The sequence below is a fragment of the Alteromonas sp. ABH4_454 genome (assembly GCF_056311775.1).
Window position 1 is genome coordinate 1479836 of record NZ_CM149972.1, and the last position, 15695, is coordinate 1495530.

12 protein-coding genes and 1 riboswitch are annotated in these 15695 nt (G+C 44.9%); of the genes, 7 read left to right on the forward strand and 5 right to left on the reverse strand.

Going from position 1 to position 15695, the window contains the following annotated elements; translation table 11 throughout:
- Positions 1–8 precede the first annotated feature (8 nt).
- The 7 genes from cobA (at position 9) to ACYX4W_RS06570 (ending at position 9030) form a co-directional block, all read left to right on the forward strand.
- On the forward strand, positions 9–986 hold the full coding sequence (cobA, locus tag ACYX4W_RS06540; RefSeq protein ID WP_476075047.1) for a uroporphyrinogen-III C-methyltransferase: 978 nt from the start codon (positions 9–11) through the stop codon (positions 984–986).
- Positions 970–1956: a glycosyl transferase family protein gene (locus ACYX4W_RS06545; protein WP_476075048.1), complete on the forward strand. Its 987-nt coding sequence runs from the start codon at positions 970–972 to the stop codon at positions 1954–1956. The genes cobA and ACYX4W_RS06545 overlap by 17 nt, the downstream gene beginning before the upstream one ends.
- Before the next feature lie 438 nt (positions 1957–2394).
- The gene (locus ACYX4W_RS06550; protein WP_476054998.1) at positions 2395–3711 is read left to right on the forward strand and encodes a methyl-accepting chemotaxis protein; all 1317 of its coding nucleotides are present in this window, start codon (positions 2395–2397) and stop codon (positions 3709–3711) included.
- A 578-nt stretch (positions 3712–4289) separates the two neighbouring features.
- Positions 4290–5699, forward strand: coding sequence for a CmpA/NrtA family ABC transporter substrate-binding protein (locus ACYX4W_RS06555; RefSeq protein ID WP_476054997.1), 1410 nt, complete (start codon positions 4290–4292; stop codon positions 5697–5699).
- Positions 5700–5785: 86 nt separating this feature from the next.
- Positions 5786–6781, forward strand: coding sequence for an ABC transporter permease (locus ACYX4W_RS06560; protein WP_474853610.1), 996 nt, complete (start codon positions 5786–5788; stop codon positions 6779–6781).
- 16 nt (positions 6782–6797) lie between these two features.
- Positions 6798–7673: an ABC transporter ATP-binding protein gene (locus ACYX4W_RS06565; protein WP_476075049.1), complete on the forward strand. Its 876-nt coding sequence runs from the start codon at positions 6798–6800 to the stop codon at positions 7671–7673.
- A 136-nt stretch (positions 7674–7809) separates the two neighbouring features.
- On the forward strand, positions 7810–9030 hold the full coding sequence (locus ACYX4W_RS06570; protein WP_476075050.1) for an alginate export family protein: 1221 nt from the start codon (positions 7810–7812) through the stop codon (positions 9028–9030).
- Positions 9031–9100: 70 nt separating this feature from the next.
- On the opposite strand, the gene ACYX4W_RS06575 is transcribed toward ACYX4W_RS06570, so the two are convergent.
- The 5 genes from ACYX4W_RS06575 to ccoG form a co-directional block, all read right to left on the reverse strand.
- On the reverse strand, positions 9101–9691 hold the full coding sequence (locus ACYX4W_RS06575; RefSeq protein ID WP_476075051.1) for an HD domain-containing protein: 591 nt from the start codon (positions 9689–9691) through the stop codon (positions 9101–9103).
- Between the two features lie 78 nt (positions 9692–9769).
- Positions 9770–10402 (reverse strand): thiol:disulfide interchange protein DsbA/DsbL, encoded by a 633-nt coding sequence (locus ACYX4W_RS06580; protein WP_334059125.1) that lies wholly within the window; start codon positions 10400–10402, stop codon positions 9770–9772.
- Positions 10403–10765: 363 nt separating this feature from the next.
- Positions 10766–12688 (reverse strand): TonB-dependent receptor plug domain-containing protein, encoded by a 1923-nt coding sequence (locus ACYX4W_RS06585; protein WP_476075052.1) that lies wholly within the window; start codon positions 12686–12688, stop codon positions 10766–10768.
- Between the two features lie 91 nt (positions 12689–12779).
- Positions 12780–13043, reverse strand: a riboswitch (cobalamin riboswitch).
- A gap of 104 nt (positions 13044–13147) precedes the next feature.
- The gene (locus ACYX4W_RS06590) at positions 13148–14131 is read right to left on the reverse strand and encodes a serine/threonine protein kinase (protein ID WP_474808738.1); all 984 of its coding nucleotides are present in this window, start codon (positions 14129–14131) and stop codon (positions 13148–13150) included.
- Positions 14128–15558: a cytochrome c oxidase accessory protein CcoG gene (ccoG, locus tag ACYX4W_RS06595; protein ID WP_474853618.1), complete on the reverse strand. Its 1431-nt coding sequence runs from the start codon at positions 15556–15558 to the stop codon at positions 14128–14130. The genes ACYX4W_RS06590 and ccoG overlap by 4 nt, the downstream gene beginning before the upstream one ends.
- Positions 15559–15695 lie beyond the last annotated feature (137 nt).

The window sequence follows — 15695 nt, forward strand, 5'->3', positions numbered from 1 at the left end:
GTTAAATTATGTCAATTGCATCTAGTTGGTCTTTACCGTTTTTGCGCACCTTATTCAAACATCAGAAACCTCTGTCTAATCTTTTTTATCGCGATGCAACTTCGAATAAGGCTTCGACAACTCGTAAGTGTAACGACACTTTTAAATCATTAGCTAAGTATGCGTACCTCAACAAGTGGCTGAAAACAGCAAACCTTGGTGATGGGCGTCAAAAACAGGGCCAAGTATTTATTGTAGGCGCAGGTCCTGGCGATGCAGAGCTACTTACCTTAAAAGCGTTTCGCCTTTTACAGCAAGCCGATGTGGTATTGTTTGACGCACTTGTAAGCGAAGATATTCTTTCGCTTATTCCATCTAGTGTAGCGAAAGAGTACGTAGGAAAGCGATGCAAAAAGCATAGCTTTACCCAAGACGCTATTTGTAAGCGGGTGGTTGAACTTGCTAGTTTGGGCCATACCGTGGTGCGACTAAAAGGTGGCGACCCAGCCTTGTTTGCGAGAACCTGCGAAGAAACTGATGCGCTAACAAAAGCTAACATTCCTTTTGCTATTGTTCCTGGTATTACTGCGGCATCGGGCGTGTCTGCTTATACGGGTATTCCTCTTACCGACAGGCGCTGTGCCCAATCGGTGAGTTTTATGACTGCACATTTTAAAGATGCTGAACAATGGCCTGAAATGGCGCCGATGGCGCAGAATGTATTAAAGCAAACCATGGTGGTTTATATGGGGCTAAGCCGCCTTGAGGGGCTTTGCAAAGGCTTGATGCAGCACAAGGTGCAAAGCACGTGGCCGGTAGCGGCAATTGAAAATGCTACATCGCCTCAACAGCGCGTAATTACTGGCGAGCTTGCTAATATTCATAGCAAAGTAAAGGCTGCAAATTTAACTGGGCCTACGTTACTTATATTTGGAAAGGTGGTAGAGTCTCGTCAACAGGTAAATACACTTCTACTACATTCATCCGAGCATGCAGCAACCATTTAGCGAATACATAAAAATTATTGGTAAGGGTCAAAAAGGGGGGCGTAGCCTCACCCGTGATGAAGCTTATCATGCCATGAAAATGGTATTGGCCAATGAAGTGACCGGCGATCAACGGGGCGCATTTCTTATGTTACTTCGCACCCGTGAAGAAACACCAGAAGAAGTAATTGGTTTTGTTGATGCATGTCGAGAATTGATTGAGCCAGAGGTTAAGACACTTACCCCAACGTTAGATATTGGGTGTTATGCAGGAAAACGTCGTCAGCTTCCTTGGTACTTACTGGCCGTAGCCGTACTAGCCAACAACGGTTATTCCATTATGCTTCACGGTGCCCATGAACCCGGTTCGGGTCGTCTTTATGCAAGTATAGCATTGCCAAAGTTGGGACTACCTGAAGTCACCAGTATCGCTGAGGCAAACCAGCAGTTTGCTGATAAAAGCGTAACCTATCTCGATTTATCTTACTTATTACCTTCGCTAGATACCATCATTAAGCTACGCGAAGTGTTTGGGCTACGCTCTTGTGCCAACACCCTAGCCAGGCTATTGAACCCCACCAGCGCAGAATTTTGTGTGCAGGGGGTTTACCACATGCACCTTGACCATAAGCATTGTCGCGTTAATGAAAATTACCCGTCAATAAACGCCCTTTGTTTTCGCGGCGATGGTGGCGACCCCGAGGTTAACGGAGAACGAGAAACCGAACTTTTCATTACCCGTAATGGTAAAACTGACGAAGTAATAATGCCGGTGGTTGCTGACAAGTGGGCGCTAAAAGACAAAGATATGAACGTAGACGATATGCTCGACGTGTGGAAGGGTGAAGCGAACAGCCTTTACGGTGAACAGGCTATTTTAAGCACACTTGCCAGCTATCTAGTGCTTCTACAAAGTTGTGATGTTGCAGATGCCTTATCGCAAGCACGACAGCTTTGGGCGCAGCGAGATAAGAACGCATCGCCATTCTAATGACTTGGTTGTGTTGACCATTTTCTTTACTAGAGACCACGCTTATTTGATCGCGAACTACCAGCTTAAACATGGAATTTATCAGAGCATAAAAAGCTTTTAGATTGACGAAAAATTGCCAATCGTCGTATTGTCTTAATCGCTGCGTATATACATCACTTCCGTAAAGAGAGGCTGAGCAAGCCCAGAGTTTGCTTGTTCTGGTTCACAGGGTAAGATTTTTCATTGACCAACAAATATTAATGCTTTTATTTTTGTTGATCCCTAATAATCTCGATTTCCTCTGCTATCTTTAATCAAAACCGAAAAAAATTAGCTTATCGTTCCTGATACTAACCGTAATTGCGAGTGACGGAGCACGTACTATTTCAAATGTGCTGCATCGCCGAAGGGTTACAGGCTGACGAATAAGCGCGCTTAGTTCATCAGGAGCAGAGGATGTTTTTCAAAAATAAAGAGGTAATAGCTGAAAACTTACGTTTGAAAAAGGAGATTGAGGCATATCAAACAGTTCAGGAGGAGCTGCGCGAAGAGATGCTTTATATAGAATTAAACCCTGACGGTAGGGTTAATGCTATCAACGACTTGTGTTCTCAGGCAACTGGTTACTCAATAGGTGAATTAGAGGGAAAGTCTCTAGAGAGATTGATGAGCCAAAGTGCGCTTAGAAAACCTGCTGGACAGGATATGCTCGGTGCGATTAAAACGCATCGTCATTGGCATGGAGCAGTCAGTTTTTTAGATGCGAAAGGTCAAGAAATGTGGGTACGCGGTATTGTGCAGCCCGTTGATGACGCGAACGGTAACGTAAAATATATCGCCTTCTACATGGCAGAACAAACGCGAAACATCACTTTTAGCAACGAACTGCGCGATATGATTGCTGCGCTCCACCGCTCATCTGCTGTGATTGAGTTCAATTTAGATGGAACGATAATAACAGCGAATGACAACTTTCTTAAAGGTATGGGGTACTCCCTAGAGCAGATAGAAGGTAAGCATCACAGAATGTTTTGTACCGAACAAGAAGCTAATTCAGAAGAATATAAACATTTCTGGCGGGACTTAGCTGAAGGGAAATTAGAATCAGGTAGGTTTAAGCGAATAGATAGCCGGGGCAACGAAGTTTGGTTAGAAGCGTCGTATAACCCAATTAGAAATGAAGACGGAAACCTTTATAAAGTCGTTAAGTTTGCCACCGTCATTACTGAGCAAATGCAGCGTGAGTTTGCAATTTCTGAAGCGGCTAATGTGGCATTTAATATCTCGCAAGAGACAGGAGAGCAAGCCCGCAAAGGTAATGAAGTGCTTAATGCCACAGTGAAAGCAATGAATGAGCTCACCACTCAAATGGGCAATGCGAGCGAAGGCATCAAAGACCTCGATGAGCAATCACAAAAAGTTGCCGATTTGGTACAAAGTATCAGTGGAATTGCTGATCAAACCAATTTGCTCGCGCTTAACGCCGCTATTGAAGCCGCTCGCGCAGGTGACCAAGGTCGAGGGTTTGCTGTTGTTGCCGATGAGGTAAGGCAGTTAGCTTCACGAACAAGCAGTGCTACAGAAGAAATAGTCAACGTTGTTGTAGAGAACAGAAAACTTACTGAAAATGCCGTTCAGCTTATTGAAGCAGGACAGGAAAAAGCCCGCGATGCATTAGAATATTCAACGCAATCAGGTAACGCGATGGGTGAAATTCAAAGTGGAGCGAATGAGGTAGTTAACGCTATCGGACAGTTCACGAAACGTCTATAGATCAGAGCGCCTACCATTCGTGTTGGGCGTGTTTATACGTTTAAATATACTCAATCGTGGTGCTTGTTTGCTCGCACCATGGTTGAACACCTCCCCCGTTTTGGTGCACAAAACCTTTCTTTAGGCTGTAAGTGCCTAGCTATATTTTTCAGTATTTCTTTAAAAATCATACGGTTAAATTTTTGGCACGTTGACTGCAAATACATACGTGCAAAACAACGTTGCCGTACAAGGCTGCGAATGCGACACGACTGCTTATGCATCGTGTAATGCACAACATTTTCCATAGTGTGAATAAGAAAAATTATTAGGAATCAGTGGAGAACGGTAAGGAAGCTCCAACTTCTCCAGCATTTATGGCAAATGATAATAATAAGAAAAGATGGTTTTATTAAGCTAAAGCTTTTTTATAACCTCCCTTTAAGATGAGGTGTGTGAGCGGGAATTCCTGACTTACCAATAACAACTTGATGCGTTAGTAATTACTCCGATGTTACTAACACGGCAACGAAGCCCACCGTGCTAGACATGTAAATGTCTATAGCTGGTGGGTTTTTTTTTGGCTACGAGGAACACGTATGACTGGGTTAAAGACAACATCATTACTAAAACGCTTTAGAACGGTGGGCGCGAGCGTTTGTGCTGCACTTGTCGTTTCTGTAGCAACATTTTCAACATCTGTTTCAGCACAAGCGCCCGCAGTAGGATGGCCAGAGAAAGAAGAACTGAAGTTTGGTTTTATTAAACTGACTGATATGGCGCCGCTTGCTGTGGCGTATGAAAAAGGCTTTTTCGAAGATGAAGGGCTATACGTCACATTAGAAGCGCAAGCAAACTGGAAAGTGCTGCTAGACCGGGTTATTGATGGCCAGCTAGATGGCGCTCACATGCTTGCAGGTCAACCGCTTGGCGCGACTATTGGCTTTGGTACGGAATCCCATGTAGTTACTGCGTTTAGCATGGACCTAAACGGAAATGGCATTACCGTATCAAACGAGATTTGGGAGAAAATGAAGGCGTACATTCCACAGGAAGATGGCAAGCCTGTACACCCAATCAAAGCTGATTATCTTAAACCGGTTGTTGATGAATACCGCAACGCCGGTAAACCTTTCAATATGGGCATGGTATTTCCTGTTTCTACCCACAACTACGAACTGCGTTATTGGCTAGCAGCAGGTGGCATTCACCCAGGTTATTACGCCCCTCACAAAGGTGATACCGCAGGCCAAATCGATGCACAAGCACTATTGTCTGTAACGCCACCACCACAAATGCCAGCGACTATGGAAGCAGGCACTATTTATGGCTACTGCGTAGGTGAACCATGGAACCAACAAGCGGTATTTAAAGGTATCGGTGTACCTGTAATTACCGATTATGAGATCTGGAAAAACAACCCTGAAAAAGTGTTTGGTGTAAGCCAAGGTTGGGCTGACAAGTATCCAAATACTCACATACGCGTGGTAAAAGCCTTAATTCGTGCAGCAATGTGGTTGGATGAAAACGACAATGCTAATCGTCCTGAAGCAGTAAAAATTCTTGCTAAAAGCAACTACGTTGGCGCAGACGAAGACGTACTGGCTAACAGCATGACGGGCACCTTTGAATACGAAAAAGGCGACAAGCGTGACGTGCCAGACTTCAATGTGTTCTTCCGCTACAACGCTACTTACCCGTACTACAGTGATGCAATTTGGTATCTCACACAAATGCGCCGCTGGGGACAAATTTCAGAAGCTAAGTCTGACGATTGGTACAAGGAAACGGCCAAAAAGGTCTACAAGCCAGAAGTTTATGCCCAAGCTGCTAAAGCGCTTATCGCTGAGGGTAAAGCAAAGGCATCTGATTTCCCTGAGTTTGGAACGGAAACAGGTTATAAGCCGCCTCAGAGCGAGTTTATTGATGGCGTAACGTTTGATGGAAGCAAGCCTAACGCTTACTTAGAGCAATTTGATATTGGTCTTAAAGGCGACACTGTTCTGTAAGTGTCTCGTAAAGTTGCCTCGTCGACCCTCAGGTGAGACGGGGCATTCAAAGCGCAATAGCGCACATTAAATATCAGGAGCAAGCAATGAGCAAGATGACAACCATTCTTCGCCTTCCATCATCGCCGTCAAACGCAAACTCTTTATTGAGTCGTTTATATCAATCCACGCCTGCGTTGTTGCTGCCTGTAATCGGCTTGCTGATGTTTCTGGCCATTTGGAATGGCGTTGCAAAAAGTATCGATACATCGTTAGGCCAATTTCCAGGCCCTGCACAAGTTTTTGAACAAGCGGGTGCTTTAATAGACGAGCATGTCGCCCAGCGTGAAAAGGCAGATGCTTTCTATCAACGTCAGGAAGAACGAAATGCAGCGCGTGTGGCGCAAGACCCTACTTATAAGCCTAAGATACGAGACTTTACCGGTGCGCCCACGTTCTTCGATCAAATTTGGACCAGCCTCTACACCGTTATGGTTGGGTTTTTTATTGCATCAGTAGTTGCAGTTCCATTGGGTATTTTGTGTGGTTTAAGCAAATCAGCCTACACGGCAATAAACCCGCTTATTCAATTATTCAAACCCGTTTCGCCACTAGCATGGTTACCACTAGTCACTATGGTAGTAAGTGCGCTTTATGTCAGTGATGACCCAGCGTTTTCAAAGTCGTTTGTTACTTCTGCTTTCACGGTCTCGCTTTGCTGCCTATGGCCAACCCTTATTAACACTGCCGTAGGGGTTTCAAATATTGAAAAAGATCTTATCAACGTGAGCAAAGTGCTGCGTCTTACACCTTTTGCTCACCTTACGAAAATAGTACTGCCATCTTCAATTCCAATGATATTCACTGGGCTTCGATTATCGCTTGGTATTGGTTGGATGGTACTCATAGCAGCAGAAATGCTTGCCCAAAACCCAGGGTTAGGAAAGTTTGTCTGGGATGAGTTTCAAAACGGTAGTTCAGAATCCTTAGCCCGAATCATGGTGGCAGTATTAACTATCGGTGTCATCGGCTTTGTATTGGACCGTCTAATGTTATCAATTCAGCGCGCGGTAAGCTGGGATAAGTCGAGCGTATTACGCTAATTTTGAGGAGAAATTTATGCATACTAAACATTTAGAATTAGAGCAGGTAGGTATCGACTTCCCAACTCCAAAGGGCCCCTTTACTGCGCTTCAAGATGTAAATCTTAAAATTAGCAAAGGTGAATTTGTTTCATTGATTGGTCACTCTGGCTGCGGAAAATCGACTGTGCTGAATATTATCGCGGGTTTACACCAAGCAACTTCAGGAGGCGTAATATTAGATGGCGCTGAAGTGAAGCAGCCTGGACCAGAGCGCGCCGTAGTATTTCAAAACCATTCGCTATTGCCTTGGCTTACGGTATATAAGAACGTTGAGTTGGCCGTTAAATCCACCATGCGAGGTAAGAGTAAAGGCGAGATGCGCGAATGGATCATGCACAACTTAGAGCTTGTACACATGACTCACGCACTCGACAAATTGCCAAGTGAAATCTCCGGGGGTATGAAACAACGAGTAGGTATTGCGCGCGCGCTGGCAATGGAACCTAAAGTGTTATTGATGGACGAACCGTTTGGCGCGCTTGACGCATTAACTCGTGCACACCTTCAAGACTCTTTAATGGAAATTCATGCTGATTTGGGTAACACCGTCATCATGATTACCCATGACGTGGATGAAGCAGTATTGCTATCTGATCGCATCGTAATGATGAACAATGGGCCCGCCGCCACCATTGGTGAAATTCTAGATATTGAGTTGCCTCGCCCGCGTGATCGATTAGCGCTTGCCGACAACAAACAATATAACCACTACCGACATGAGGTATTAACCTTCCTTTACGACAAGCAGAAAAAGGTTGAAACCGTTACTTCACGTGCTAACAACGCATCATCAAAACCCAGCGGGGTGACATCTGAAAAAAAAGATACTAAAAAGTCAGATGCTGCCTAGAACTATCGGCATCTGATAAGGGCGGTAGTTGTACCGCCCCAAACGTATAACTTTCACTTTTTAACCGGCATTTTCATGCTGGCTGGGTAAGTGTTGGCTAATAAAAAATTAAAATTAAAACCGATAGGGAACACGCATGAACACGTTTAAAAAACTAAGCATCAATATGTTAGCTGCCTCTGTTATGGTAGTACTAGGTGGCAGCGCGATTGCTGCTGATATTCACACCGCGCTAAGTGACTCAAAGGCATGGGCTGACCTTAATTTACGTTATGAAGCGGTAGATCAAGATAATGCACTAGAAGATGCAAGCGCGCTGACCTTACGCACCCGTTTAGGCTTTAGCTCAGGGAGTGTTAATGGTTTCTCGTTTACCGCCGAGGTTGAAGACAGCCGCATTGTAATGGGGCAAGATGAGTTTACCGTAGGGCCTACTGGCTTCAATGTGGGTGAATACTCTGTCATTGCTGACCCAGAAACAACCGAAGTTGACCAAGCCTTTATTCAATACAAAACAGGTGACTTTACCGCCAAGGTTGGTCGCCAAGTTATTACGTTAGACGACCACAGATTTGTTGGTCACGTTGGTTGGAGACAGGACCGCCAGACTTTTGATGCCGTAAGCGCAAAATATGCGGCAACTGACAATCTAGAGCTTTTCTATAGCTACTTATATAAGCGTAACCGTATTTTTGCCGAAGCTGCTGATTTAGATTCAAAAGATCATATCCTTCACGCTACTTATAAGTCGAAAATAGGTAAGTTTGTGGCCTACGCGTATTTATTAGAATTAGATAATGATACAGATAATGCGCTGGATACGTATGGCGTAAGCTATGATGGAAAGATGAAAGGGGACAGCATAAATTGGGCTTATGGCGCTGAGTTTGCTACGCAATCGAGCGAAGCTGGCGCGGGTGAAACTGCCACCGACTTTGATGCGTCTTACCTAAATGCTTATCTAGCCGCAACCTTCTCTGGTGTAACCGCTAAAGTCGATTATGAAGTACTAGGTTCAGATGATGGACTGTACGGGTTTGCTACACCTCTTGCTACTCTACACAAGTTCAACGGTTGGACCGATCAGTTTTTGGGGACACCAGCACAAGGCTTACAAGACCTTAAGTTTTCACTTTCTGGCGGCCTAGCCGGTGGTAAGTGGCTTTTGGCTTATCATGATTTCAGCGCTGACGACAGCAGCAATGGTGTTGATGATTTAGGTAGCGAATTTAATGTTCAATACACCAAGAAATTTGTGGGTAAGTACAATTTCGGCATCAAGTACGGTACTTACGACGCGGGCGATATAAAAGTAGACGCTAATCGCTTTTGGATGTGGGTTGGTACGCGTTTTTAAGTGCTATGCGAACTAACTCTCAGACCTAACATAGCGCTATAGTTCCACCAAACTTTGATTGGCTAAGTCGTTATTGACTTAGCCAGCCTTTTTCAACGGCTATATCTAGCTGCTGCATAACATAGTCCCACAGTGCTGGCGCACACGATTTCAAGTGTGCATTTCGCGCTTCAATTTTCTCTCTTGCAATACCATGATGCTTCCAGCTTCCTCCATTGTCTTTCATATTTTGAAATACAGGGAGTACTCGGTCCATGGCTTTAGCAAATTCTGCATCGGCGGTTTCTGCGGCTTCAAACTCAAGCCATAAATTGAGCAGTTCGCTATCAAGTGGGCTTGGCAATAAACCAAAAATGCGCTTTGCGGCCGCGAGTTCCTTCTCAGCTTGTGCGTCATGGTCGGCTTGCTGGTTAAACGCGAACATATCACCAGCGTCAATTTCCACGATATCGTGAATAAGGATCATGCGAATAACACGGGTAATGTTTATAGGTTTCACCGCATATTCACTCAACATATTTGCCATTAATGCGACATGCCAGCTGTGCTCTGCGGAGTTTTCTTGGCGATAGTTATCACTTGGAAGCGTAATCTGGCGCTTAACCGCTTTGAGTTGATCAAGTTCACAAATGAATTCGGCAAAGTCGCTTACTGCTCGCATTCGGGGGCTCCTAGGCGTAAAAATGGGCGCAAGAGCGCCCATTTCATAATTAAAGGTGTTATTGTTTGTTAAACCAAATTACTTCTGCTCTGACAACCACACGATAAGGTCAGCGATGTCATCAAAGGTCATATCAGAGGTAAACGTTGGCTGGTATTTACCATTGATAATAAAGCTAGGCACACCAGTTAGGTGTTCACGGTACTCATCGATTTGCTGTTGGTTTTTGCGCACCATGCTATTAACGCCGAAGCTCTTAGCCATTTTATCAAACTCTGCACCGTCTACGCCATTAACCACGAAGATGTTGCGAAGGTCTTTTAGCCCTGTGATAGACGCGCGCTGTTTATGAATGTAGTTAAAGATAGCACCATTCATTGCATCTTCTTGCTTCATTGCGCGGGCAATTAGCATAGCTTTAGTCGCATCGTCCTGAACTTCTGGGCCGGTAAAGCGCATAAAGTTTACGTGTACTTTGTTGAACTTAGTACCGTCGCTTTTCTTTTCTTTAATTTGTGCAACGATTGGCTCAAATTGGAAGCAGTGCGGGCACCAAAATGAGAAGTACTCAGTAATTACTGGTTTATCTGTGGCTTCTTTATCAAGCACTTTATAATGCGTGCCTTCTTTCCATTTAGACGCTGGCTCTTGAGCGCAAGCTGTTAATGGCAAAAGCATTGCCATGACAAACATTACTGCAAACTTTTTCATGGATTATGATCCTGTATTAAAAAAACGATTATCGATGTTGAGATTATCACAGGCTTGTTTGCTTAACTAGGACCTGTTTCGCAACAAAGTCTTAGTACGCGATGGGGTTAACATTACCTGCGATGGGATAAGCGATTGTCGCAGAATAAACCTCTTACCATGAATAGAATATGAATAGCATTTACTGATACGGCTAGAGTAGGGGGAGATAAAAAAATGTGCCGAAGTTTAAGCCTGCGGCAAAGAAGGGCGATGATAAGTAGAAGCAAAAGCTACAATAATAAAATATACGCCAAACTATTGAACGAAAAACGGCTACACCACTGTGTAGCCGATTGAATTGCTAGGCTTGGCCTAAATTAACTACATAGTATAGTTAACAGAAAGCAGCGCTCTTCGCTCCTGCCCCGCATAACCTACAATATCTTCATAGTCGGTATCGAATGCATTGTCGACTTTCAACGATACCTGCCACTGACTGTCGATTTGATAACCTACGTTAACGGTAGCAAGGGTATAAGCTGAAAGCGCTAACCTTTGAGACGACTCAGGGAATGGTGGGAAGAAAGTGTCGTAACGGCTTCCGGTGTAGGCCAGCTTGGTGTAAAAGCTGAACTTTTCTGTACCAAAGTCAGTGGTATAAGTTATCGAGCCTTGATGGCGAGCACGACGTAACTCTGTGCTTGTGATACCACTGTCAGTTTGCTCAGCGTCTAGGTAGCTGTAGGCGGCGGTAAGGTCCCCATAGCCACTGTCCCAGTTTAGCTCTACATCAATCCCTTCCCGAGAACTTTCACCATCGATATTATCCGCACTGAACGCACCTAAGTCAGAAACATAAACAAAGCCGTTAATTTCGTCTTCAAGATCGGTGGTATAGGTACTGATTTGACCAGAAAGCGATTGCCAGTTGGCTTTAACACCTACTTCCCACTCTTCACTGGTTTCAGGCTCTAGGTTAGGGTTTCCGATGAAGCTTGCAGGGAAATAACCAAAGCGTTCAGTAAAGGTTGGTGTTTTAACAGCTCTACCATAGCTTGTGAAAACAGCGTAGTGGTCGTTAAGTTGCCATGTCAAACCGCCGCGATAACTTACGGCATTGTCGAACTCACTATTATTGTCGAACCTTGCGCTTAATGTTGCCGTTAGCGACTCGGTAAACTGACTGTTTGTTTCTGCAAATACGCTGTAGGTGTTGTCGTGTTGTTTTTGGTTAGGATCGCCAAATACAATAGGGCCGCGCTGGTCAAAAAGGCGCTGTAGATATTCAACGCCGCCTGCAAAATCCCAATTGTCGATGGTGTAAAAACCGGTCCAGTTTAACTCAATACGTTCACCCGTGGTGCCGCCTGTATCAGTCCCCGATTCAGTATTATCGTTTTCATCTTTACGATAGTGTGCACTTAATGCCGAACGGTAGCCTGTGTTTTCAGGGGCAAATTCCCATCTTAATTTCGCACTAACTTGTGTGCCATCTGTCACGTTATCTGTATCAGCGGGAAGGCCGGTTATTACAAAGTCAGTACCGTCATAGTCATTTTTATATTGAACAGTACGTAAATTTGCTATGAAGGTATGCTCGGTGTTGGCGGCATAATTGAGGTTTATGCCAGCAGTCATATTGTCATAGCCATCGTCTTCGTTACCAACGCGAGATACGTTATCTCCGTCAGTCCGAATATAGCTCGCGTAGGCAGACACTCCCACGTCATCGCTCTGTGAGCGCGCATTCATGCTGCCCTGAAGGGTACCTTGAGTGCCAATGCCAGCTGAAAAATCTACGTGAGAAACATTGTCGGCAAACTGGCCAGATTTAGTGGTAATGCTTAGTACACCACCAATTGCGCCGCTACCCCACCTCGCACTTTGCGGGCCGCGAAGTAGCTCAATGCGCACTACGTTGGCGCTAGTAAGGTGAGCAAGGTCAACAAGACTCCCTTGGCCTACATCGTTGGCAACAACACCATCAATTAAAACAAGTAGATGGTTGGTTTCACCGCCGCGCACGCGCAGCTCTGTTAAGCCACCAGGACTGCCTGACTGAGACAAGCTAACGCCCGGTAGGCCGCGAATTAGTTCGGTAAGTTGAAGTGCGCCCGAAGCTTTAATGTCGCTTTCAGTCAGCACCGAAACTGAGCCAGGCAGTTTAGTTAGCGAAATAGGTAAACGGGTGCCGGTGACGGTTAGCGTTTCAATATCTTGGTTTGAAGTTTGCGCGAAGGCAGATGTGCTTAAGCACGAAATAACTGCAGCGCTAAGGGCTGCTTTAGTAAAATGTGTACGCATGGTTTTTATATTATCTTTGATGCGCTCCACCCGAGCACATGATGAGTGAAAGTGCACGTTGTTACTTATTCTTTTGAATAGAAGCAAAAAACGACACCATGAAGTACAGGCCGGTATCCGGGCTTACTCGCCAATACCGATAAGGTAATGGCTCTTTTGCCTTCCCATCTAGTGGCGTCTGATTGCGCTGAAGCGCGTTGACGTATAAAAGACAGTGGCGAATGAAAAGAAAACGACAATGCGTTGAGTTTACCGTTGCGGGGGCAGCATCAGCTTTTCACTGATTTCCCGTTTAACTATTGTCACAGTAGTAGTTATGGAGCGCGACAAAAGCACCTACACAGCGCGATTATATAGAACTTAAAAAGTGATAGCGAATACGGTTTCTTATAAGTTACGCTTTTTCGATTTGTATAAAAATATCGAAAAAGCGCTTTGATAAGTGATGTAAAAGTTGAATCAGTAACCTAGTTTCAACGGGGGCTCTTGGAGTGCAGATAGCTGTTCTTTAAGGGCAAGTATTTGGCCTTCCCAATATTTGTCTTCAGCAAACCAAGGGAACGCACGAGGAAACGCAGGGTCTTCCCACCGACGAGAAAGCCACGCCATGTAATGCACCATGCGCATTGCTCTAAGCGGTTCGATAAGCGCTAACTGAGCCGTATCGAATTCGTGAAATTCTTCGTAGGCCTCTACTAGGGTATCTAGCTGCAAAAGCTGCTGTTGGCGGTCGCCACTTAACATCATCCATAAGTCTTGAATAGCGGGTCCCATACGGCAGTCATCTAAGTCAACGAAGGTTGGACCGTCGCGCCATAGTATATTGCCTGGATGGCAGTCACCGTGTAAACGAATATTCGATGTTGGCTTATACGCTTGTTGGGTGGCCTCAATAACTGGATTGAGTATGGCAAAAAAGGCCGTCTTCAAATGCTCGGGTAGCAGTGTGCTTTGCAACAGAACCTGTTTGGGCTCATCAAGGTAACTTTCAATGTCAATTGAGGGGCGATCTGCAAACTCTTTAGCTGACGCAACGCGATGGATACGACCAATAAAACGCCCCATCCATTCGAGCTGATCAAGGTTGTCGTTTTCAAATTGTCTACCGCCTACCGAAGGGAATAGCGTAAATCGATAGTCAGTCTCTGCCACCGTATGATGATGGAGTGTTTTACCGTTTAAAGCTAAAGGTGCAGCCAATGGGATTTCGTTATCCATTAGCTCTGCAGCAAACGCGTGTTCTTCAAGAATTTGCGCATCTGTCCATCGACCTGGGCGATAGAATTTTGCCACATAGCGCTGACCGTCTTCAGCCAAAAATTGATAAACGCGGTTTTCATAGCTGTTGAGCGCTAGCAGGCCGCTTTGAAGAAAAATGCCCTGACTTTCCAGGGCATCTAATATGGTGTCTGGGCTAAGCCCAGAAAAAGAAAAATCTGTCATCGATAAAGGAACTTCGTTGGTTCATCAACCGTAACCGTTTCCCCATCAATAGTGGTGGTTACACTGATAAAAATATCGGTAACCGTATCTTCCAGATTATAAGCGTCCGTTGCAACAGAAATCGGCGTACTGTAAACCGCACCACCTTTAACTGTTACTTCTTGCTCGCCTATGTATTCGTAGTCAGGAAGACCTTTTACAGCAATAGTATACGTTTGCTCTTGCTGGGTTTTGTTGAGCACTTTTATGGTATATACGTTTTCAATAAGCCCTTCATTGGTCTCGCGGTACAGTGAGTTTCTGTCGCGGATGATGTCGACTTCAGTTGGGCTGCGTGTCCAAATATTGGCGAATAACAAACCCGTCATCACCAGAAGAACGACAAAGTAACCAATTAGCTTAGGACGAAAAACGTGAGTCTTGCCGCCCGCAAGTTCTTCCTCTGAGGTAAAGCTTATCAAGCCTTTGGGGTAGCCCATTTTATCCATTACGCCATTACAGGCATCAACACAGGCACCGCAGTTGATGCATTCGTATTGAAGGCCGTTGCGAATATCAATACCGGTAGGGCAGACTTGAACACATAAATTACAGTCAATGCAGTCACCTAAGCCTTTTTCCTGCACCTGTTCGTGACTGAGCTTTCGAGGGCGTGGGCCGCGCTGTTCGCCTCGTTTTGCATCGTAAGATACGGTAAATGTATCTTTGTCGAACATGGCAGATTGGAATCGTGCATAAGGGCAAATGTGGGTACACATGATTTCACGCATGTAGCCTGCATTCCCGTAGGTACAAACTGCAAAGAAAATAACAGAAAACCCTGCCCAGAAACTGGTATCGAATGTGACGAAATCAACAAACAGAGCATCAATTGGCGTGAAGTAGCCGACAAAGGTTAGCGCAGTTAATAGGGCTACCAATACCCAAGCGGTATGCTTCGCCGTTTTACGCAAAAATTTATCTGCATCCATTTTACGCGCATCTAGCGCTATACGCTTGTTACGCGGGCCTTCGAACTTCTCTTCAAACCATGTGTATATGTATACCCATGTCGTCTGCGGGCACATAAAGCCACACCACACTCTACCTGCGAAGGTGGTGACGAAAAATAATGCAAAAGCAGAAACAATGAATATATAGGCCAGTAAGGTAAGGTCTTGAGGCCACAAAGTAAGAGAAAAAATAGTAAAACGCTGTTCGCCAATATCAAGCAGTACGGCCTGATGGCCGTTGTACTGAATCCATGGAATGATGGCAAAAAGGGCTAAAAAGAAAAGACCGAAGAAACGTCTAAACGTTTCCAAGGGGCCCTGCACGGCGCGCACATAAATACGGCTACGGGAGTCGTGACGTTTACCCTCTGTGGCTCCTTTGGGTTTATGTACTTTTACCGGTGTTACGTTTTTGACCGGTATTTGTTCATTCATAGCTTAACCTTATGTGACGTAACAAACTGCTTGTGCAGTATAACCGCGTTCAACACGTCATATTTAATATAGATCAATAATGCGGCGTATGGTCTATCTTTTTAAACTTTCAGTCAATACTGAAAGTTCAGAAAATA

Coding starts and splice junctions, on each gene's coding strand:
- cobA (WP_476075047.1), top strand. CDS start 9: ATGTCAATTGCATCTAGTTGGTCTTTACCGTTTTTGCGCACCTTATTC.
- ACYX4W_RS06545 (WP_476075048.1), top strand. CDS start 970: ATGCAGCAACCATTTAGCGAATACATAAAAATTATTGGTAAGGGTCAA.
- ACYX4W_RS06550 (WP_476054998.1), top strand. CDS start 2,395: ATGTTTTTCAAAAATAAAGAGGTAATAGCTGAAAACTTACGTTTGAAA.
- ACYX4W_RS06555 (WP_476054997.1), top strand. CDS start 4,290: ATGACTGGGTTAAAGACAACATCATTACTAAAACGCTTTAGAACGGTG.
- ACYX4W_RS06560 (WP_474853610.1), top strand. CDS start 5,786: ATGAGCAAGATGACAACCATTCTTCGCCTTCCATCATCGCCGTCAAAC.
- ACYX4W_RS06565 (WP_476075049.1), top strand. CDS start 6,798: ATGCATACTAAACATTTAGAATTAGAGCAGGTAGGTATCGACTTCCCA.
- ACYX4W_RS06570 (WP_476075050.1), top strand. CDS start 7,810: ATGAACACGTTTAAAAAACTAAGCATCAATATGTTAGCTGCCTCTGTT.
- ACYX4W_RS06575 (WP_476075051.1), bottom strand. CDS start 9,691: ATGCGAGCAGTAAGCGACTTTGCCGAATTCATTTGTGAACTTGATCAA.
- ACYX4W_RS06580 (WP_334059125.1), bottom strand. CDS start 10,402: ATGAAAAAGTTTGCAGTAATGTTTGTCATGGCAATGCTTTTGCCATTA.
- ACYX4W_RS06585 (WP_476075052.1), bottom strand. CDS start 12,688: ATGCGTACACATTTTACTAAAGCAGCCCTTAGCGCTGCAGTTATTTCG.
- ACYX4W_RS06590 (WP_474808738.1), bottom strand. CDS start 14,131: ATGACAGATTTTTCTTTTTCTGGGCTTAGCCCAGACACCATATTAGAT.
- ccoG (WP_474853618.1), bottom strand. CDS start 15,558: ATGAATGAACAAATACCGGTCAAAAACGTAACACCGGTAAAAGTACAT.